The organism is Streptomyces sp. NRRL F-5727, assembly GCF_000719555.1.
GTDB lineage: Bacteria > Actinomycetota > Actinomycetes > Streptomycetales > Streptomycetaceae > Streptomyces.
On sequence record NZ_JOGX01000049.1, the window covers coordinates 28,749 to 47,044 of the forward strand.

Sequence of the window (18,296 nt, forward strand, 5' to 3'; positions counted from 1 at the left end):
GCGGCCTACTCGTCCCCGGAACCCTCCAGGTCGCCCTCCGTCTCCAGGAACACCTGGCGCAGGGCGGCCAGGGTCTCCGGGTCCGGCTTCTCCCACATGCCGCGCGACTCGGCCTCCAGGAGGCGCTCCGCGATGCCGTGCAGGGCCCAGGGGTTGGCCTCCTTGAGGAACGCCTGGTTCGTCTCGTCGAGGACGTACTCCTGGGTGAGCTTGTCGTACATCCAGTCGGCGACGACCCCGGTCGTGGCGTCGTAGCCGAAGAGGTAGTCGACGGTCGCGGCCAGCTCGAACGCGCCCTTGTAGCCGTGGCGGCGCATCGCCTCGATCCAGCGCGGGTTCACCACCCGGGCCCGGAAGACCCGCGAGGTCTCCTCCACCAGGGTCCGGGTCCGGACGGTCTCCGGGCGGGTCGAGTCGCCGATGTACGCCTCGGGGGCGGTGCCCCGCAGCGCGCGGACCGTCGCCACCATGCCGCCGTGGTACTGGAAGTAGTCGTCCGAGTCGGCGATGTCGTGCTCGCGGGTGTCGGTGTTCTTCGCCGCCACCGCGATCCGCTTGTACGCGGTCTCCATCTCGGCGCGCGCCGGACGCCCTTCGAGCCCGCGCCCGTAGGCGTACCCGCCCCACACCGTGTACACCTCGGCGAGGTCGGCGTCGGTGCGCCAGTCCCGCGAGTCGATCAGCTGGAGGATGCCGGCGCCGTAGGTGCCGGGACGGGAGCCGAAGATGCGGGTGGTGGCGCGGCGCTCGTCGCCGTGCTCGGCGAGGTCGGCCTGGGCGTGGGCCCGGACGTAGTTCTCCGACGCGGGCTCGTCGAGCCCGGCGACCAGCCGCACCGCGTCGTCGAGGAGGCCGATGACGTGCGGGAAGGCGTCCCGGAAGAAGCCGGAGATGCGCAGCGTCACGTCGACGCGCGGGCGGCCGAGCTCGGCGAGCGGGATCGGCTCCAGGCCGTTGACGCGGCGGGACGCCTCGTCCCACAGCGGCCGGACGCCGAGCAGCGCCAGCGCCTCGGCGACGTCGTCGCCGGCGGTGCGCATCGCGCTGGTCCCCCACAGGGAGAGGCCGACGGAGGTGGGCCACTCGCCGTTGTCCTCGCGGTAGCGGGTCAGCAGCGAGTCGGCGAGCGCCTGGCCGGTCTCCCAGGCGAGCCGGGACGGCACGGCCTTCGGGTCGACGGAGTAGAAGTTCCGGCCGGTCGGCAGCACGTTGACCAGGCCGCGCAGCGGCGAGCCGGACGGGCCGGCCGGCACGAAGCCGCCGTTCAGCGCGTGCACGGCGTGGGTCAGCTCGTCGGTGGTGGCGGCGAGCCGCGGCACCACCTGCTCGCAGGCGAAGCGCAGGACGTCCCGGACCTCCCGGCCGTACGCGGCGGCGACCTCCGCGACCGCGTCCACGGACCAGCCGGCGGCCTCCATCGCCTCGACCAGCTCGCGGGCCTTCGCCTCCGCCTCGTCCGCGGAGGTGCGGGTGGCGGCCGACTCGTCCAGGCCGAGCGCCTCGCGCAGCCCGGGCAGCGCCTGCGTGCCGCCCCAGATCTGGCGGGCGCGGAGGATGGAGAGGACCAGGTTGACCCGGGCCTCGCCCTCCGGCGCGCCGCCGAGGACGTGCAGGCCGTCACGGATCTGGGCGTCCTTGACCTCGCACAGCCAGCCGTCGACGTGCAGCAGGAAGTCGTCGAAGCCGTCGTCGTCGGGCCGCTCCGCCATGCCGAGGTCGTGGTCGAGCTTGGCGGCCTGGATCAGGGTCCAGATCTGGGCGCGGATCGCGGGCAGCTTCGCCGGGTCCATGGAGGAGATCTGCGCGTACTCGTCGAGCAGCTGCTCCAGGCGGGCGATGTCGCCGTACGAGTCGGCGCGGGCCATCGGCGGCACGAGGTGGTCGACGAGGGTGGCGTGGACGCGGCGCTTGGCCTGGGTGCCCTCGCCGGGGTCGTTGACGAGGAACGGGTAGACGAGCGGCAGGTCGCCGAGGGCCGCGTCCGGGCCGCAGGCGGCGGACAGGCCGGCGTTCTTGCCGGGCAGCCACTCCAGGTTGCCGTGCTTGCCCAGGTGGACCATGGCGTCGGCGCCGAAGCCGCCGTCCTCCGCGCGGGCCGCGATCCAGCGGTAGGCGGCCAGGTAGTGGTGGGACGGCGGGAGGTCGGGGTCGTGGTAGATCGCGATCGGGTTCTCGCCGAAGCCGCGCGGCGGCTGGATGAGGACCAGGAGGTTCCCGCGCCGGAGCGCCGCGAGGACGATGTCGCCCTCCGGGTTCCGGGACCGGTCGAGGAACATCTCGCCGGGCGCCGGGCCCCAGTGCTCCTCGACCTGCTCGCGCAGCTCGGCCGGGAGCTCCGCGTACCAGCGCCGGTAGTCGGCGGCCGGGATGCGGACCGGGTTCTTCGCCAGCTGCTCCTCGGTGAGCCAGTCCTGGTCGTGGCCGCCGGCCTCGATCAGGGCGTAGATCAGCTCGTCGCCGTCGCCGGAGACCAGGCCGGGCAGCTCCTCGGCCGGGCCGAAGTCGTACCCCTCGGCGATCAGCCGGCGCAGCAGGGCGACGGCGGAGGCGGGGGTGTCGAGGCCGACGGCGTTGCCGATCCGGGAGTGCTTGGTCGGGTACGCGGAGAGGACCAGCGCCAGCTTCTTCTCGGCGTTCGGGATGTGCCGGAGCCGGGCGTGGCGGACGGCGATGCCGGCGACGCGGGCGGCGCGCTCGGCGTCGGCGACGTACGCGGGCAGACCGTCCTCGTCGATCTCCTTGAAGGAGAACGGGACGGTGATGAGCCGGCCGTCGAACTCGGGCACGGCGACCTGGCTGGCCGCGTCCAGCGGCGACAGCCCCTCGTCGTTCTCCTCCCACGCCGCGCGCGAACCGGTCAGGCACAGCGCCTGGAGCACCGGCACGTCGAGCGCGGCGAGCGCGCCCGCGTCCCACGCCTCCTCGTCGCCGCCCGCCTGGGCGGCGGCCGGCTTGGTGCCGCCGGCGGCGAGGACGGTGGTGACGATGGCGTCGGCCCCGCGGAGCTGGGCCAGCAGCTCCTCCTCGGGGGCGCGCAGCGAGGCCACGTACAGCGGCAGCGCCCGGGCGCCGGCGTCCTCGATCGCGTCGCAGAGGGCGCCGACGAAGGCGGTGTTCCCGCTCATGTGGTGGGCGCGGTAGTAGAGCACGGCGACCGTCGGGCCCTCGGTGACGCGGGCGGTCCGCTCCAGCGGGCCCCAGGTGGGGGCGGGTGCCGGGGCCTCGAAGCCGTGGCCGGTGAGGAGGACGGTGTCGGACAGGAAGCGGGCCAGCTGCTCCAGGTTGGCGGGGCCGCCGTGGGCGAGGTAGGCGTGCGCCTCGGTGGCGACGCCGACGGGCACGGTGGAGGCGGCCATCAGCTGGGCGTCGGGGGCCTGTTCGCCGCTGAGGACGACGACCGGCTTTCCGGTGGCGAGGACCGCGTCGAGGCCCTCCTGCCAGGAGCGGACGCCGCCGAGGAGGCGGACCAGGACCAGCTCGACTCCGTCAAGCAGGGCCGGGAGGTCGGCGAGCGGGAGCCGGGAGGGGTTGGCGAAGCGGTACTCCACCGGCCCCCCGGCCGCACGGGCGCTGAGCAGGTCGGTGTCGGAGTGCGACAGCAGCAGGAGCATGGCGAGCTCAGGCCCTTCCTCGGGGTTGTCCGCGCCCCGGGTGGTCGATGGACGGCGGGAGTTCCTGACTCACCCGGGCCGTCGCCGGCTCGGGCTCACAGTGGCGGGACCGCGCCGGATTCTCACCGGGCTTCCTCCCCGGGGTCCTGGGACCCCATGCCGATCTGCATAGTAGAGCGTGGCGTCGGCGGGCCGGAGGGGACCGGGGAGTCGGCCGGATCACACTCGGTGGCCGCCCGGTTCCCCGTGGGTATGCTCGCCGCCATGCCGCCGACCCCGCCCAGCCCGGCCGAACCGGGCGAACCCCGCATACGGGACCGAGGCGACGCGTGCCCCGGGGCGCTCCGGCTGCACGCCGCCGCCGACGGATTCCTCGCCCGACTCCGCCTCCCCGCCGGAAGGTTGACGCCCCGTCAGGCGCTGGCCCTGGCCGACGTCGCCGAGACCCTGGGCGATGGCAGCCTCTCCGTCACCTCGCGCGGCAACGCCGAGCTGCGCGGCCTGCGCGACGGCTGCGACGCCCGGCTCGCCGCACTCCTCGACGACGCCGGCCTGCTGCCCTCCCCCACCCACGAACGGGTCCGGAACATCGTCGCCTCCCCCGCCGCGGGACTCGACGGACTCGGCCACGCCGACGTGCAGTTGTGGGCCCGCGCCCTGGACGCGGCGCTCTGCGCCGAACCCCGCGCGGCGGCCCTCTCCGGCCGCTTCCTCTTCGTCCTCGACGACGGCCGCGGCGACGTCGCCGCACTCGGCGGCGATGTGACCTTGATCGCAGCCCCGGACGGCGCCGCCCTCCTGGAGACCGGCTCCGGAACCCTCCGGCTGCCCGCCGCCGACGCCGTCCCGGCCGCGCTCGCCTGCGCCCTCGCCTTCCTCGACGCCGCCGCGGCCGCCGGCACCGGCGCCTGGCGCCCGCGCGAGCTCCCGCCCGGGCACCTCCCGGACTGGGCCGGCGCCCTGCACCGGGCGGCGATCACCGCGGAGCCCGTACCCCCCTTCTCCTCCCCGGGGACCCCGCCGCCCGCACCCGGACCGCTCGGGGGCCGTGCCCTGCACGTCCTCGCCCCGCTCGGCCGGCTCACCGCCGGCCGGCTGCGGGCGCTCGCCGACGGCGCCGCCGAGCTCCGGCTCACGCCGTGGCGCGGAGTGGTCGCCGTCGCGCCCCCGACCGGCGCCCGGCTCTCCGCCCTCGCCGCACACGGCCTCATCACCGACCCGGCCGCCCCCGGCGCCGGCGTCACCGCCTGCACCGGACTGCCCGGCTGCGCCAAGTCCCTCGCCGACGTCCGCGCCGACGCGGCGGCCGCGCCCGGCGGCCCGCTGCCCGTGCACTACTCCGGCTGCGAGCGCCGCTGCGGCCACCCGCACGGCACCTGGATCGAGGTCACCGCCCGGGACTCCGGCACCTACCTGCTGGACGGCGCGCCCGTCCCCCGCACCGCCCTGGCCGAAGCCGTGGCGGCGGCCCGTACGAGAAAGAGCTGAGGATGTACGAGTACGAGAAAGACGGCGCCGAGATCTACCGCCGCTCCTTCGCCACGATCCGCGCCGAGGCCGACCTCGGCGCCCTGCCCGCCGACGTCGCCACCGTCGCCGTCCGCATGATCCACGCCTGCGGCATGACCGACCTCGTCCGGGACATCGCGTACTCCCCCGGCGTCGTCACCCGCGCCCGCGCCGCCCTCCAGGCCGGCGCCCCCATCCTCTGCGACGCGCAGATGGTCGCCTCCGGCGTCACCCGCAAGCGGCTGCCCGCCGACAACGACGTGCTCTGCGCGCTCTCCGACCCGGCCGTGCCCGCCCTCGCCGCCGAGCTGGGCACCACCCGCTCCGCCGCCGCCCTCGAACTGTGGCGCGACCGCCTCGAAGGCTCCGTCGTCGCCATCGGCAACGCCCCCACCGCGCTCTTCCACCTCCTGGAGATGATCGCCAAGGGCGCGCCGAAGCCCGCCGCCGTCCTCGGCATCCCCGTCGGCTTCATCGGCGCCGCCGAGTCCAAGGACGCCCTCGCCGCCAACGACCTCGGCCTGGACTACCTGGTGGTCCGCGGCCGGCGCGGCGGCAGCGCCATGACCGCCGCCGCCCTCAACGCCCTCGCGCACGAACCGGAGATCCAGCAGTGACCGTAGTGAAGGGCAAGCTGTACGGGGTCGGCCTCGGCCCCGGCGACCCGAACCTCCTCACCCTCGCCGCCGTCCAGGCCATCGCCGAGGCCGACGTCGTCGCCTACCACTCGGCCCGCCACGGCCGCTCGATAGCGCGCTCCATCGCCGCCCCCCACCTCCGCGAGGACCACATCGAGGAGCGGCTCATGTACCCGCTCACCGTGGAGACCACCGACCACCCCGGCGGCTACCGGGGCGCCCTCGACGACTTCTACGAGGAGGCCGCGGCCCGGCTCGCCGCCCACCTCGACGCGGGCCGCACGGTCGCCGTCCTCGCCGAGGGCGACCCGCTCTTCTACGGCTCCTACCAGCACATGCACAAGCGGCTCGCCGACCGCTACGACACCACCGTCATCCCCGGCGTCACCTCCGTCAGCGCCGCCGCCGCCCGCCTCGGCGAACCGCTGTGCGAGGCCGAGGAGGTCCTCACGATCATCCCCGGCACCCTCCCCGAGGACGAGCTGGCCGCCCGCCTCGCCGGCACCGACTCCGCCGTCGTCATGAAGCTCGGCCGCACCTTCCCCACCGTGCGGCGCGCCCTGGAGCGGGCCGGCCGGCTGGACGACGCCCGGTACGTGGAGCGCGCCTTCATGGCCGGCGAGCGCACCGACCGCCTCGCCGACGTGGACCCGGAGACCGTCCCGTACTTCTCCGTCGCCGTCCTGCCCTCCCGCATCGACCGCGAGAACCCCGTACGGGAGACGGGCGAGGTCACCGTCGTCGGCACCGGCCCGGCCGGCGCGCCCTGGCTGACCCCCGAGTCGCGCGGCGCGCTCGTCAACGCCGACGTCCTCGTCGGCTACACCACCTACCTCGACCGGGTGCCGGTCCTGCGCCCCGGCCAGATCCGGCACGGCTCCGACAACAAGGTCGAGTCCGAGCGGGCCGAGTTCGCCCTCGACCTGGCCCGGCGCGGCCACAAGGTCGCGGTCGTCTCCGGCGGCGACCCCGGCGTCTTCGCCATGGCCACCGCCGTCCTGGAGGTCGCCTGCGAACCGGCGTACGCGGACGTGCCCGTCCGGGTCCTGCCCGGCGTCACCGCCGCCAACGCCGCCGCCGCCGCGGCCGGCGCGCCCCTCGGCCACGACTACGCGACGATCTCGCTCTCCGACCGGCTCAAGCCCTGGGACGTCATCGCCGCCCGCCTCCGCGCGGCCGCCGAGGCCGACCTCGTCCTCGCCCTCTACAACCCCGGCTCGAAGTCCCGCACCCACCAGGTGGCCGCCGCCCGCGACCTCCTGCTGGAGCTCCGCTCCCCCGACACCCCCGTGGTCGTCGCCCGTGACGTCGGCGGCCCGGAGCAGTCGGTCCGGGTGGTGACCCTGAAGGCCCTGGAGCCCTCCGAGGTCGACATGCGGACCCTGCTCCTCGTCGGCTCCTCGCAGACCCGCGCGGTCGAACGCGGCGACGGCCGCACGATCACCTGGACCCCGAGGCGGTATGGCTGACGGCGCGGGCTACCGCGCTTCCCGCAGCCAGGCGGCGGCCTCCTCCGGTGTCGCCGCCGCCGGTACGCCCTCCGGGACCGGCGGGCGGCGGACGACGACGACCGGGATCCCGGCCTCGCGGGCGGCGGCGAGCTTGGGCGCGGTGGCGGCGGCGCCTGAGTCCTTCGTGACGAGCACGTCGATCCGGTGACGGGCGATCAGCTCGCGCTCCCCGTCGAGGGTGAACGGCCCCCGGTCGAGCAGGACTTCGATCCGTGCGGGCATCGGCGCTTCGGGCGCGTCCACGGACCGCACGAGGAACCACTCGGGCCGGTCGGCGAAGGCGGCGAGCCCCATCCGCCCGGTGGTGAGGAACACCCTCCCGAAGCCGTCCAGAGCGAGCGCCGCCTCCTCCAGGGACCCCACGTCACGCCAGTCGTCGCCCTCCCCCGGCACCCAGCCGGGCCGGCGCAGGGCCAGCAGGGGAACATGGGCGGTGGCGGCCGCCCGGGCCGCGTTGAAGCTGATCCGCTCGGCGAAGGGATGGGTGGCGTCGATGACCGCGTCCACGGCGTGCTCCCGCACCCACGCGGCGAGCCCGTCCGGCCCGCCGAACCCGCCGATCCGGACCTCCCCGGCCGGCAGCCGGGGCGCGGCGACCCGCCCCGCGAGGGAGCTGGTCACCCGCGTGCCGGGATGCAGCAGCCCGGCCAGGGCGCGGGCCTCGGTCGTCCCTCCGAGAATGAGTACGTGCATGGGAGCCTTTTCGTGAGTACCGGCGGCGGGCGCGAGGCCCAACTCAAGCACACCGGTCTGCGGCCCGGGTGGACGACCGGGGCCTGCGCGACGGCCGCGACGACCGCCGCGTACACCGCGCTGCTCACCGGCGACTTCCCGGACCCCGTGACGATCACCCTGCCCAGGGGCCAGACGCCGTCGTTCGCGCTGACCGCGGAGTCCCTGACCGGCGGCACGGCCATGGCGGCCGTGGTCAAGGACGCGGGCGACGACCCGGACGTCACCCACGGCGCGGTGATCCGCTCGACCGTACGCCTCCTCCCGCCCGGCTCCGGGGTCGTCTTCCGCGCCGGCGAGGGCGTCGGCACGGTCACCCTCCCCGGCCTCCCCCTGGAGGTCGGCGAACCGGCGATCAACCCGGTGCCGCGCGAGCTGATGCGCGCCCACGTGGCGGAGACGGCGGCGGCGCACGGGGGCACCGGGGACGTGGAGGTGACCCTCTCCGTCGACAACGGCGCCGAGATCGCCCGCTCCACCTGGAACCCGCGCATCGGCATCCTCGGCGGCCTGTCGATCCTCGGCACGACCGGGATCGTCGTCCCGTACTCGTGCTCGGCCTGGATCGACTCCATCCGCCGGGGCGTGGACGTGGCCCGCGCCGGCGGTCTCACCCACGTCGCCGGCTGTACGGGCTCCACCTCCGAGCGCACGGTCACCCGGCTCTACGACCTGCCGGACATCGCCCTGCTCGACATGGGCGACTTCGCCGGCGCGGTCCTCAAGTACATCCGCCGCCACCCCGTCGACCGCCTGACGATCTGCGGCGGCTTCGCGAAGCTCTCCAAGCTGGCCGCCGGCCATCTGGACCTGCACTCGGCCCGCTCCCAGGTCGACAAGGGCTTCCTGGCGGAGCTGGCCCGCACGGGCGGCGCGCCGGACCCCCTGGCGGCGGAGATCGCCGAGGCCAACACGGGCCTCGCCGCCCTCCGCCTCTGCGAGGCCGCCGGGGTCCCCCTGGGCGACCTGGTGGCCGCCCGCGCCCGCGACGAGGCCCTGGCGGTCCTGCGCGGCGCCCCCGTCACGGTCGACGTGGTCTGCATCGACCGCGCGGGCACGGTGGTGGGCCGCTCGGAGCCGGCGGGCCCGTAGGACGGCGGCCCGCGGAGCGGCGAGCCGGGTAGCACCGCAGGACGCCGCGGAGCGGCCGGCCGGGTAAAAAGCGCAGGACACCGGCCCGGAGCCGGGCCCAGAATCCCCGCATGGCCGACTTCTCGCACAAGCCCACCCTCACCGGTGACCTGGTGGTCCTCCGTCCCGTCACCGAGGACGACGTGCCCGCGCTGCTCCCGATGTTCGAGGACCCCGAGGTGACCCGTCTGACCGGCAGCCACACCCGCTTCGACGAGCCCGCGCTGCGCCGCTGGTACGGCTCCCGGGCCGCGACCGACGACCGGCTCGACCTGGCGGTCGTGGAGCGGGCGACGGGCCGGGTGGTCGGCGAGGCGGTCCTCCACGAGTGGGACCCCGCCAACGAGAGCTGCGCCTTCCGCATCGGCTTCGCCCCCGAGGGCATCGGCCGCGGCCTCGGCACCGAGGCGACCCGCCTCCTCCTCGGCCACGCCTTCGCCGCCCTCGGCCTCTACCGTGTCTGGCTGGAGGTCTACGCCTTCAACCCCCGCGCCCGCCGCGCCTACGAGAAGGCCGGCTTCCGCCCGGAGGGCGTGCTGCGCGGGGCGCTGCTGTGGGAGGGGGAGCGGGTGGACGCGACGGTGATGGCGGCCCTCGCGCCGGAGTGGACGGCGCGGGCCTGAGGTCAGAGGCCGTCGTCGTCCACCGGGTCGGCGCCTTCGAGGAGGCGCTCGCCGATGTCGTCGGCCCAGCGCTGGGCCCAGCCGCGGAGTTCCCGGATCCGCTCCTCGTCGAGGCCGTGGGCGGCGAACTCGTCGTCGTCGATCCACTCCGCCCCGGCCAGCTTCGCCTGGAGTTCCTCCAGGTCGAAGCCGTCGCGGGCGTGCTGCCGGCCGAGCTCCTCCAGTTCCTCGGGGCTCCAGCCGCGTTCCGCCGCGGCGTGGACGTCGATCAGGTCCCGGGGCATGCCCCGGTCGGCGAGCGCGCGCACCTTGGTGCCGACGACGTCGCGCAGGGAGAGGAGGAGGCCGAACTCCCGGCGCTCGGGCGGGCCGCACAGCACCTCCTTGAGGACGTCCACCTCGCACGCCTCGCCGCTGCCGGGGTCCGTGACGATCAGACGGGCGGAGAGCGGGTCCGTCTCCACCGTCCGCACCCGCCACCCCCGCGCCTCCAGTTCGGACCGCAGATGGGCGACGATCTCCGCCATCGGCCGGGGGTTCTCCGTGGCGACGTCGAGGTCCCGGCTCAGCCGGTCCACCAGTCCGTGCGCCTGCACGGCGTAACCCCCGGTCAGGACGAGCGGGTACTCGGTGCCCGCGCGCAGGACGTCGTCGAGGAGGCGGCGGTGGAGCCCGGTGAGGTTCATCCGGACGCGGGGGTCAGCTCGCGGAAGGCGCTCTCCCAGGTGACGCGCAGGTCCTTGCTGACGAGGGTGCGCAGGACGGGCCACATCTCGACGAGCAGGTCCCGGTTGAGATGGCGGACGAGGTCGTCGTGGCCGCCTTCGGCGAGGACGGTGCGGTAGCAGCTCATCCTCAGCCGGGGCCGGTCGAGGTCGTACTCCGTCAGCCCCGACCACGCCAGGTGCAGGGGGAGCCGGACCCGTCCCCCGCCGGGGCCCCGGAGGGCGGACAGGTCGGTGGGGAGCCGCCGTGCGTACCGTTCGCGCCGTACCTCGGAGACGGTCGCCGTCTCGTGTGCCATGCCCCGATTATCCCCCGGCCCGGCCGTCCCGGGGGAAACTTCCGCCCCGCGGACCGGATGCGGCGCGCCGCACCCGAACCTACGCTTACCACCACGAAACCCCCGCACGAGAGGGAGACCCATGGCGAAGCGTGGCAACAAGAAGCGGGCGCGCAAGAAGAAGAAGGCGAACCACGGCAAGCGGCCCAACGCCTGAGCCGTCGTGGTGGCCGGGGCCGGATCCGTCGCGTACGGGTCCGGCCTCCGGTGCGTCGCAGGCGGGGCGGGGCCGCGGCCGGGTCGGCCGGGCCGTCAGCAGGTGTGGCGGTCGCGGGCCGGGCCGTCAGCAGGTGTGGCCGTCGCGGGCCGGGCCGTCAGCAGGTGTGGCGGTCGCGGGCCGGGTCGTAGAGGTGGCTGTCGCGGAACTCGGAGGCCGCGAGCGTGCGGCCGACGATGATGACGGCCGTCTTGGTGATGCCGGCCGTCTTCACCTGCTCCGCGATGTCCTCCAGGGTACCGCGCAGGACGACCTCGTCGGGGCGGCTGGCCATGGCGACGACGGCGGCCGGGCAGTCCACGCCGTAGTGCGGGACCAGCTCGGAGACGATCCGGTCGACGTACCGCGCGCCGAGGTGGAGCACGAGCAGGGCGCCGCTGCGGCCGAGGGTGGCCAGGTCCTCGCCCTCGGGCATGGGGGTGGCCTGCTGGGCGATGCGGGTGAGGACGACGGTCTGGCCGACGGTCGGGACGGTCAGTTCGCGCTTGAGCGCGGCGGCGGCCGCCGCGAAGGCCGGGACGCCGGGCACGACCTCGTACGGGATGCCCGCCGCGTCGAGCCGCCGCATCTGCTCGGCCATGGCGCTGAAGACCGACGGGTCGCCGGAGTGGAGGCGGGCCACGTCCTGGCCGGCCGCGTGGGCGGCGGCGATCTCCGCGACGATCTCGTCCAGGTGCATCTTCGCCGTGTCGACGAGCTTCGCGTCCGGCGGGCACTCGGCCAGCAGCTCGCGGGGGACGAGGGAGCCGGCGTAGAGGCAGACCCCGCAGGCCGCGAGGGTGCGGGCGCCGCGCACGGTGATGAGGTCGGCGGCGCCGGGGCCCGCGCCGATGAAGTAGACGGTCATGAGTCGGAAGAACCCTTCGTTGCGGACCACTGCGTGACGGGCATCGCCGTCCGCCAGCCGGTGAAGCCGCCGACGGGCACGGCGGCGGAGACCGCCAGCCGGACCAGTTCGCCGCCGTGGCGGCGGTACCGGTCGGCGAGCAGCGCCTCGGATTCGAGCGTCACCGTGTTGGCGACGAGCCGGCCGCCGGGCGGCAGCGCGTCCCAGCAGGCGTCGAGCAGGCCGGGGGCGGTGAGGCCGCCGCCGATGAAGACGGCGTCGGGGACGGGCAGGCCGGCGAGCGCGGCGGGCGCCGGGCCGGTGACCACACGGAGGGCCGGTACGCCGAGGCCGGCGGCGTTGCGCGTGATGCGGGCGGCCCGTTCGGGTGACTTCTCGACCGCGATCGCCCGGCAGTCGCGGTGCGTCCGCATCCACTCGATCCCGATGGAGCCGGAGCCGCCGCCGACGTCCCAGAGGAGTTCGCCGGGGGCGGGGGCGAGCGCGGCGAGCGTGGCGGCGCGGACGTACCGCTTGGTGAGCTGGCCGTCGTGCTCGTACGCCTCGTCGGGGAGGCCCGGCCCGGCGCCGAGCCGGAGCGCGCCGGGGTCGCGGACGCAGTCGAGGGCGAGGACGTTGAGGGGGTCGGTGCGCTCGTGGGGCCAGTCGGCGGCGGTGCCGTCGAGGAGCCGTTCGGCGGGGCCGCCGAGCTGTTCGAGGACCCGGATCCGGGTGCCGCCCCAGCCCGTCCGGCGCAGCAGTTCCGCGACGCCCGCGGCCGTGCCCGCGCCCTCGCTGAGGACGAGGAGGCGGCGGCCGTCGTGGAGGGCGGCGGAGAGCGCGGCGAGGGGCCGGGCGACGAGCGAGACGGTCTCGACGGCCTCCAGGGGCCAGCCGAGGCGGGCGCAGGCGTACGAGACGGAGGACGGGTGCGGGCGGACGTCGAGGGCGACGTCCCCGGCGGTCTCGGCGAGGGTGCGGGCGATGCCGTGGAAGGAGGGGTCCCCGCTGGCGAGGACGGCGGTCCTGCGGCCGGCGTGGGCGGCGAGGAGGCCGGGGACGGCGGGCCGGAGCGGCGACGGCCAGGGGATCCGCTCGCCGGGGCAGTCGGCGGCGGGCAGCAGGGCGAGCTGGCGGGGGCCGCCGATCAGCACCTCGGCCTCGCGCAGGACCTGGCGGGAGCCCTCGGGGAGCCCGTCCCAGCCGTCCGCGCCGATCCCGACGACCGACACCACCGATATCGCAGCGTTCACGTCCGGAACCCTACGTGAAGGGCGCAGGTGGGCGGCACGTGGCAGCCCTCACGTCCGGGCGGGGCCGGCGTCGGCCTCCGCGGGGTCACTTCTGGGCGTTCTGCCCCACGTAGAAGAGGAGCCAGACGAAGCCGGCGAAGGCGTGGGTGGCGAAGACGTACACGAAGACGCGGAGCATCACGCCCCGCTCCTTCCAGCTCTCGTTGTCGTGCGCCTTCTCGGTCATGGCGTCCAGGGTACGGCGCGGAACGGGGGGCGGGACCGCGCGGAACCCGGAGCGGGACCGCGCGGACCAGGGGGCGGGACCGCGCGGAGCAGCGCGGAATAGGGAGAGGGGTCGCACCGTTGGAGCAGATAGTTTAAGCTTCAACCACCAGTCAGGAAACGCGAGAGGTGACCACGATGCAGTTCGGGATCTTCACCGTCGGCGACGTGACGACCGACCCCACCACCGGCCGCACCCCCAGCGAGCACGAGCGCATCAAGAACACGGTCGCCATCGCGCTCAAGGCGGAGGAGGTCGGACTCGACGTCTTCGCCACCGGCGAGCACCACAACCCGCCGTTCGTCCCGTCCTCCCCGACCACCCTCCTCGGACACATCGCCGCGCGGACCGAGAACCTCATCCTGTCGACCTCCACGACCCTCATCACCACCAACGACCCGGTGAAGATCGCCGAGGACTACGCGACCCTCCAGCACCTCGCCGACGGCCGCGTGGACCTGATGATGGGCCGCGGCAACACCGGCCCGGTCTACCCGTGGTTCGGCCAGGACATCCGCCAGGGCATCCCGCTCGCCATCGAGAACTACGCGCTCCTCCACAGGCTGTGGAGGGAGGACGTGGTCGACTGGGAGGGCAAGTTCCGCACCGCCCTCCAGGGCTTCACCGCCACCCCGCGCCCCCTCGACGGCGTCCCGCCGTTCGTCTGGCACGGCTCCATCCGCTCCCCCGAGATCGCCGAGCAGGCCGCGTACTACGGCGACGGCTTCTTCGCCAACCACATCTTCTGGCCCAAGCAGCACACCGAGAAGATGGTCCGCCTCTACCGCCAGCGGTACGCGCACTACGGCCACGGCACGCCCGAGCAGGCCATCGTCGGCCTCGGCGGCCAGGTCTTCATGCGGAAGAACTCGCAGGACGCCGTACGGGAGTTCCGCCCGTACTTCGACAACGCGCCGGTCTACGGCCACGGCCCCTCCCTGGAGGAGTTCAGCAGCCAGACCCCGCTGACCGTCGGCTCCCCGCAGGAGGTCATCGAACGCACCCTGTCCTTCCGCGAGTACGTCGGCGACTACCAGCGCCAGCTCTTCCTGGTCGACCACGCCGGACTGCCCCTGAAGACGGTCCTGGAACAGCTCGACATCCTCGGCGAGGAGGTCGTCCCGGTGCTCCGCAAGGAGTTCGCGAGCCTGCGCCCCGCCGGCGTCCCGGAGACCGCCCCGCTCCACCCCGCCGTCCTCGCCCCGAACGCCTCGAACGCCTCGAAGGAGGTCTGACGCCATGCAGACCCTGAAGCTGGTCGCCGTCTCCGCCGGCCTGAGCAGCCCCTCCTCCACCCGGCTCCTCGCCGACCGCCTCGTCCAGGCCGCCCGCTACCGGCTGGCCGAGCAGGAGTACGCGGTCGAGGCCGAGGTCGTCGAACTCCGCGACCTCGCCGTGGACATCGCGAAGAACCTGGTGACGGGCTTCCCGTCGGAGGCGCTCCAGAAGGCCGTCGACAAGGTGACCGGCGCGGACGGCGTCATCGCGGTGACGCCCGTCTTCACCGCCTCCTACAGCGGCCTCTTCAAGTCCTTCTTCGACCTGATCGACCCGACGGCCCTCACCGGTACGCCGGTCCTCCTCGGCGCGACCGGCGGCACCGCCCGCCACAGCCTGGTCCTCGACCACGCACTGCGCCCGCTCTTCGCCTACCTGCGCGCCCGGACCGCCCCGACCGCCGTCTACGCGGCCTCGGAGGACTGGGGCACCGGCGGCGACGAGTACACCGAGGGCCTGCCGCACCGGATCACCCGGGCGGGCGAGGAGTTCGCGGACCTGATCGCGGCGACGGCGCACACCCGCCCCGACCCCGGGGAGGAGTTCGTCCCCTTCGAGAAGCAACTGGCCGACCTCCGCCTGGACTGACGCTTTTGTTACGTTGTGAGAGGTAATCGGTAATCGGTAATCGGTTACTCCCCGACGAACGGAGGTCGGCGATGGCCGGCGGCAGGATCGTGGTGGGCGTGGACGGCTCGGAACCGTCCCTGAAGGCGCTGAAGTGGGCGGCCGCCCAGGCCGCCCTCACCGGGGACGCCCTCCACGCGGTGATCAGCTGGGAGTACCCGGCGTCCTGGGCGACGCTGATGCCGGGCGTCCCACCGGAGTTCGACCCCGAACGGCTGGCCAAGCAGATCCTCGACCAGTCCCTCACGGAGGCGCTCACCCCCGAGGAGGCCGCCGCGACGACCCGCACGGTCGTCGGCGGCAACGCGGCGCAGGCACTGATCGACCAGGCGGAGGGGGCGGAACTGCTGGTTGTCGGCGACCGGGGCTACAGCGGCTTCAAGGCGGCCGTCCTGGGCTCGGTCTCCTCCAACGTCACCCAACACGCCCCCTGCCCGGTAGTCGTGGTCCGAGGCACCTGACCCCCGGCGGGCCCCACGCCCGGGCCGTGGCGTCCGCTGCGGTCGGCGCCGCCGCTCCGTTGTGGGCAATCGTTCCGCTGGGGCTGGGGGTACCCCCTGGACGAAGTCCTTGGGGGAGGGTGGGCCCAACGGAACGGCACCGTTGCGGGTGCCTCCGCTCCCGGGCCTGGACCCGCACCCGTACGGCGCCGTACATCGGGTGCGGGTCCAGGCGCGGAAGCCCGGGCCCGGCGCGCGGCTGGATCTGAGGGTGGGCGCCGCCCTGCGGGAGGCCCGGGGCGCGGCGCCGTTCGTCGTGCGGGAGGCGACCGTCCGTCGGAGGATGGCTCTCATGGACATCAAGCTCGAACTGATCGGCGTCCCCGTCACCGACATCGACCGCGCCAAGACCTTCTACGAACGCGTCGGCTTCCACGCGGACCACGACGTCACCGTCAGCGACGCGATCCGCTTCGTCCAGATGACCCCACCCGGCTCCTCCTGCTCGATCGCCTTCGGGAAGGGCATCACCGAGATGACCCCCGGCTCCCTCGACAACATGCAGGTCGTCGTCGACGACATCGAGCAGGCCCACGCCGAACTGACCGCCCGCGGCGTCGACGTCGGCGCGATCGACGACCAGCCGTGGGGCTCGTTCGTCTACTTCACCGACCCGGACGGCAACCGCTGGGCCGTCCAGCAGAAGACGCCCCGCGGACAGTGACCGCTCACCTGCGGTTGTAGAGCCGCATCGTCACCGCGCCGAACACCGCCACCAGCGCCACCGACCACCCCAGCGTCCACGCGATGTCCGCCGCGGGCCACGCGCCGGCCATCAACTCCCGCACCGCCGTCGCCAGATGGGTCACCGGGTTGTTGTTGACGAACGCCTGCAGCCAGCCCGGCATGGTCTTCGGGTCGACGAAGACGTTGGACAGGAAGGTCAGCGGGAAGATCACCATCATGCTGACGCCCATGACGGACTTCTCGCTGCGCAGCAACAGCCCGAACATGGTCCAGATCCACGAGAACGCGAACGAGAAGACCAGCAGCAGCGCCACCCCGAGCAGCACGCCGACCACCCCGCCGTCGGGCCGGTAGCCGATGACGAGGCCGACGCTCAGCATCACGGCGGAGGCGATCAGATAGCGCACGACGTCACCGAGGAGATAGCCGACCATCGGCGCCGGCCGCCAGATCGGCAGCGTGCGGAAGCGGTCGAAGACGCCCTTTTCGATGTCGGTGTTGACCGAGACGCCGGTGTACATCGTGATCATCACGACCGACATCACGAGGATGCCGGGCAGCAGGAACTGGATGTACGCCGAGACCGACCCGGCGAGCGCACCCCCGAAGAGATACGTGTACATCAGCACCATCATGATCGGGAACGCGGTCACGTCGAACAGCTGCTCCGGCACGTGCTTGATCTTCAGCATGGCCCGCCAGCCGAAGGTGAGCGACGCGGCGAGCGCGCCGGGCCGGGCGGGCCGGTCCTTCGCCAGGAGCAGGGCGGCGAGTTCGTCGGCGCGGGGCGCGGCGGACTCCACCTCCTGGCCGGTCTCCGTGGACGTACCGGTGCTCATGCCGCGGGCCCCTTCCGGTCGGTGAGGGCGAGGAAGACCTCGTCCAGACTCGGCTGGCCGAGGGCGAAGTTGTCGACGGTGATCCCGGCCCGGGCCAGTTCGGCGAGGGCCCGGGCGGCCTGCTCGGCGGCGCCGAGATCGGTGCCGTGGCCGTTGACGGTGGCCGTGAGGGCGACCGGGTCGGGGTCGAGCTGGACGGCGGCCCGCAGGGCGGTGGCGAGGACCCGTTCGGCCGCGGGCCGCTGCTCCGCGTCCCGGAGCCGTACGTGCACGGAGCCCGAGCCCACCGACGCCTTCAGCTCGCCCTTCGTGCCCTCCGCGATCACCTTGCCGTGGTCGATGACGGCGATCCGGGAGGCGAGCTGGTCGGCCTCGTCGAGGTACTGGGTGGTGAGGAGGACGGTGGTGCCCTGGGCCACGACGGCCCGCACGATGTCCCAGACCTGGTTGCGGCTGCGCGGGTCGAGACCGGTGGTCGGCTCGTCGAGGAAGAGCAGGTCGGGGGTGTTGAGGATGGACGCGGCGATGTCGATGCGGCGCCGCATGCCGCCCGAGTAGTTCTTGACCTGCCGGCCGGCGGCCTCCGCGAGCCCGAACGCGTCGAGCAGCTGCGCGGCGCGGTCGCGGGCGGCGGGGCGGGTGTGGCCGAGGAGGCGGGCGAGGAGGACGAGGTTCTCGGTGCCGGTGAGGTCCTCGTCGACGGAGGCGTACTGGCCGGTGAGGCTGACGCGGCCGCGGACGGTGTCGGCGTCCCGGACGACGTCGTGCCCGAAGACGCGGGCGTGGCCGGCGTCGGGGCGGAGGAGGGTGGCGAGCAGCTTGACGGTGGTGGTCTTGCCGGCGCCGTTCGGTCCCAGCAGCCCGTAGACGGTGCCGGCCGGCACGCGGAGGTCCACGCCGTCGACGGCGCGGTTTCCCCCGAAGTCCTTGACCAGCGCCTCGGTCTCCACCGCCATCCCACTCATCCCCCCAGTCTCCCCCCACCC

General features: G+C 74.3%; 19 protein-coding genes and 1 riboswitch. Of the genes, 10 read left to right on the plus strand and 9 right to left on the minus strand.

Translation table 11 applies throughout. The features are described from left to right. Nucleotides 1-5 precede the first annotated feature (5 nt). The gene (gene cobN / locus IF73_RS0127390; protein ID WP_031012731.1) at nt 6-3,611 is read right to left on the minus strand and encodes a cobaltochelatase subunit CobN; all 3,606 of its coding nucleotides are present in this window, start codon (nt 3,609-3,611) and stop codon (nt 6-8) included. A 39-nt stretch (nt 3,612-3,650) separates the two neighbouring features. After that, nucleotides 3,651-3,784: riboswitch (cobalamin riboswitch) on the minus strand. 79 nt (nt 3,785-3,863) lie between these two features. Here cobN and IF73_RS0127395 point away from each other — a divergent pair. Genes IF73_RS0127395 through IF73_RS0127405 form a run of 3 tightly spaced genes read left to right on the plus strand, consistent with a single transcriptional unit; the run spans nt 3,864 to nt 7,227 of the window. Further along, a complete protein-coding gene (locus tag IF73_RS0127395; protein ID WP_031012734.1) occupies nt 3,864-5,099 on the plus strand; it encodes a cobalamin biosynthesis protein CobG in 1,236 nt (411 codons plus the stop codon). 2 nt (nt 5,100-5,101) lie between these two features. Further along, nucleotides 5,102-5,737 (plus strand): precorrin-8X methylmutase, encoded by a 636-nt coding sequence (locus IF73_RS0127400; protein WP_031012736.1) that lies wholly within the window; start codon nt 5,102-5,104, stop codon nt 5,735-5,737. A 5-nt stretch (nt 5,738-5,742) separates the two neighbouring features. Then, a complete protein-coding gene (locus tag IF73_RS0127405) occupies nt 5,743-7,227 on the plus strand; it encodes a precorrin-2 C(20)-methyltransferase (protein ID WP_031012737.1) in 1,485 nt (494 codons plus the stop codon). A 9-nt stretch (nt 7,228-7,236) separates the two neighbouring features. On the opposite strand, the gene IF73_RS0127410 is transcribed toward IF73_RS0127405, so the two are convergent. Next, nucleotides 7,237-7,962 carry a cobalt-precorrin-6A reductase gene (locus tag IF73_RS0127410; protein ID WP_031012738.1) on the minus strand — a complete coding sequence of 242 codons (726 nt, stop codon included), beginning with the start codon at nt 7,960-7,962 and terminating at the stop codon, nt 7,237-7,239. Between the two features lie 12 nt (nt 7,963-7,974). On the opposite strand from IF73_RS0127410, the gene IF73_RS0127415 reads away from it, so the two are divergent. Then, on the plus strand, nt 7,975-9,093 hold the full coding sequence (locus IF73_RS0127415; RefSeq protein WP_031012739.1) for a cobalt-precorrin-5B (C(1))-methyltransferase: 1,119 nt from the start codon (nt 7,975-7,977) through the stop codon (nt 9,091-9,093). Nucleotides 9,094-9,203: 110 nt separating this feature from the next. Further along, on the plus strand, nt 9,204-9,755 hold the full coding sequence (locus tag IF73_RS0127420) for a GNAT family N-acetyltransferase (RefSeq protein WP_031012741.1): 552 nt from the start codon (nt 9,204-9,206) through the stop codon (nt 9,753-9,755). Nucleotides 9,756-9,757: 2 nt separating this feature from the next. On the opposite strand, the gene IF73_RS0127425 is transcribed toward IF73_RS0127420, so the two are convergent. After that, complete coding sequence (locus IF73_RS0127425) at nt 9,758-10,441, minus strand: nucleotidyl transferase AbiEii/AbiGii toxin family protein (RefSeq protein WP_031012743.1); 684 nt, start codon at nt 10,439-10,441, stop codon at nt 9,758-9,760. Then, nucleotides 10,438-10,779, minus strand: coding sequence for a hypothetical protein (locus tag IF73_RS0127430; RefSeq protein WP_031012745.1), 342 nt, complete (start codon nt 10,777-10,779; stop codon nt 10,438-10,440). The genes IF73_RS0127425 and IF73_RS0127430 overlap by 4 nt, the downstream gene beginning before the upstream one ends. Before the next feature lie 121 nt (nt 10,780-10,900). Between IF73_RS0127430 and IF73_RS42875 the strand changes: the two genes are divergently transcribed. After that, nucleotides 10,901-10,975, plus strand: a complete 75-nt coding sequence (locus tag IF73_RS42875) for a 50S ribosomal protein bL37 (RefSeq protein WP_099895366.1) — start codon at nt 10,901-10,903, stop codon at nt 10,973-10,975. A 157-nt stretch (nt 10,976-11,132) separates the two neighbouring features. Here IF73_RS42875 and cobM read toward each other — a convergent pair whose 3' ends face one another. The 3 genes from cobM to IF73_RS41615 form a co-directional block, all read right to left on the minus strand. Beyond that, nucleotides 11,133-11,882 (minus strand): precorrin-4 C(11)-methyltransferase, encoded by a 750-nt coding sequence (gene cobM / locus IF73_RS0127435; protein ID WP_031012747.1) that lies wholly within the window; start codon nt 11,880-11,882, stop codon nt 11,133-11,135. Further along, nucleotides 11,879-13,114 carry a bifunctional cobalt-precorrin-7 (C(5))-methyltransferase/cobalt-precorrin-6B (C(15))-methyltransferase gene (locus IF73_RS0127440; protein WP_031012749.1) on the minus strand — a complete coding sequence of 412 codons (1,236 nt, stop codon included), beginning with the start codon at nt 13,112-13,114 and terminating at the stop codon, nt 11,879-11,881. The genes cobM and IF73_RS0127440 overlap by 4 nt, the downstream gene beginning before the upstream one ends. Before the next feature lie 85 nt (nt 13,115-13,199). Beyond that, a complete protein-coding gene (locus IF73_RS41615; protein WP_199806724.1) occupies nt 13,200-13,340 on the minus strand; it encodes a DUF6126 family protein in 141 nt (46 codons plus the stop codon). Between the two features lie 176 nt (nt 13,341-13,516). Between IF73_RS41615 and IF73_RS0127450 the strand changes: the two genes are divergently transcribed. The 4 genes from IF73_RS0127450 (at nt 13,517) to IF73_RS0127465 (ending at nt 16,448) form a co-directional block, all read left to right on the plus strand. Then, complete coding sequence (locus IF73_RS0127450) at nt 13,517-14,614, plus strand: LLM class flavin-dependent oxidoreductase (protein ID WP_031012751.1); 1,098 nt, start codon at nt 13,517-13,519, stop codon at nt 14,612-14,614. Nucleotides 14,615-14,618: 4 nt separating this feature from the next. After that, nucleotides 14,619-15,245 carry an FMN reductase gene (locus tag IF73_RS0127455; protein ID WP_031012753.1) on the plus strand — a complete coding sequence of 209 codons (627 nt, stop codon included), beginning with the start codon at nt 14,619-14,621 and terminating at the stop codon, nt 15,243-15,245. A 71-nt stretch (nt 15,246-15,316) separates the two neighbouring features. After that, nucleotides 15,317-15,745 (plus strand): universal stress protein, encoded by a 429-nt coding sequence (locus IF73_RS0127460; protein WP_031012755.1) that lies wholly within the window; start codon nt 15,317-15,319, stop codon nt 15,743-15,745. A 331-nt stretch (nt 15,746-16,076) separates the two neighbouring features. Continuing rightward, nucleotides 16,077-16,448 carry a VOC family protein gene (locus IF73_RS0127465; protein ID WP_031012757.1) on the plus strand — a complete coding sequence of 124 codons (372 nt, stop codon included), beginning with the start codon at nt 16,077-16,079 and terminating at the stop codon, nt 16,446-16,448. 4 nt (nt 16,449-16,452) lie between these two features. On the opposite strand, the gene IF73_RS0127470 is transcribed toward IF73_RS0127465, so the two are convergent. Beyond that, on the minus strand, nt 16,453-17,310 hold the full coding sequence (locus IF73_RS0127470; RefSeq protein ID WP_031012758.1) for an ABC transporter permease: 858 nt from the start codon (nt 17,308-17,310) through the stop codon (nt 16,453-16,455). Next, entirely contained in the window at nt 17,307-18,275 is a 969-nt protein-coding gene (locus IF73_RS0127475; protein ID WP_031012760.1) for a daunorubicin resistance protein DrrA family ABC transporter ATP-binding protein, read from the minus strand. Before IF73_RS0127475 ends, IF73_RS0127470 begins: the two co-directional genes overlap by 4 nt. Between the last annotated feature and the right edge of the window lie 21 nt (nt 18,276-18,296).